Source organism: Cupriavidus sp. CuC1 (assembly GCF_044627735.1).
Classification (GTDB): domain Bacteria; phylum Pseudomonadota; class Gammaproteobacteria; order Burkholderiales; family Burkholderiaceae; genus Cupriavidus; species Cupriavidus ulmosensis.
The window spans coordinates 1-1,168 of record NZ_JBIUHC010000380.1 but is presented as its reverse complement, the minus strand read 5'-3'; the positions used below and the strand labels follow the sequence as shown (position 1 = coordinate 1,168).

General features: G+C 61.1%; 1 protein-coding gene. It reads left to right on the top strand.

The window, feature by feature from the left end:
* Positions 1-51: 51 nt before the first annotated feature.
* Entirely contained in the window at positions 52-1,029 is a 978-nt protein-coding gene (locus tag ACGLHR_RS51755; protein ID WP_267600512.1) for an IS5 family transposase, read from the top strand.
* Positions 1,030-1,168 lie beyond the last annotated feature (139 nt).

Sequence of the window (1,168 nt, the reverse complement as noted above, 5' to 3'; positions counted from 1 at the left end):
GGCTACGCTGAAAAAGGTCAACGCCGTTGGGCGGTGAATCGTTAAATGCGGATGAAACAACAGACCCTTGCGATGGCGGCCGATCAAGGCGCCGGATTCGAACAGTACCGTCGGCCAACCAAACGTGATGTGTTCCTTGAGACGATGGAGCAGATCGTGCCGTGGACGCAGTTGTGCGAGGTTGTCGAGCCGCACTATCCGAAGGGTCAAGGCGGTCGCCCGCCAGTTGGTCTGGAGCGCATGCTGCGCATGCACTTTGTGCAGCACTGGTTCAACCTGGCGGATGAAGCGTGCGAGGAGGCGCTGCTGGACAGCACTGCATTGCGGCGATTCGTTGGGATTGACCTGGGGCGCGAGCGCGTTCCCGATGGCACGACGCTGTTGAAGTTTCGCCGGCTGCTGGAGCGCAACAAGCTCGGCGAGCAGTTGTTCGCCAAGGTCGGCGAAGTACTGCAAGGGCGGGGGCTGAAGGTTGGCACCGGCACGATCGTGGATGCCACCATCATCGGGGCGCCCAGTTCCACGAAGAATGCGGACAAGGCGCGAGACCCCGAAATGCATCAGACGAGGAAAGGCCAGCAGTGGTACTTCGGCATGAAGCTGCACATCGGCGTGGATAGCCAGACGGGACTGGCACACAGCGCGGTAGTGACGGCTGCGAACGTGCATGACAAGCATCCGCTGCCGGCTCTGCTGCACGGCGCCGAGCGGCGTGTGTACGGCGACAGCGCCTATGCGAGCCAGAAGGAACTCATTGCCAGCAAGGCACCGCACGCGAAGGACTTTACCAACCAGCGTGTGCGCAGGCGCAGTGGTGAAGTCGATGACGCCAGACGCTCGAAGAACCGCAACAAGTCGAAGATACGTGCGCGGGTCGAGCACGTCTTTGCGGTGGTCAAACGGCTATGGGGTTTCGTCAAGGTGCGCTATCGCGGCCTGGCGAAGAACGCCACGCGCGCCTTCACAGCACTGGCGTTGAGCAACATCTACATGAGCCGCGAGCGGCTCATGGCACAGGTGCGTCCATGAGCGGCCAAAGTGGGTCGGGAGACCCGCTTACAAGGCCCTTCGGGGCAAGAAAATCGAACCAATCGCGTCGCTGATCTCTCATTCCGAAATTCAGCAGCAGGCCGTCGACGAAAACGGCGGCTTCTTCAGCGTAGCCTTA

What these genes read in the sequence shown, in the direction of transcription:
- ACGLHR_RS51755 (WP_267600512.1), top strand. Translation starts at nt 52, where the DNA reads ATGAAACAACAGACCCTTGCGATGGCGGCCGATCAAGGCGCCGGATTC.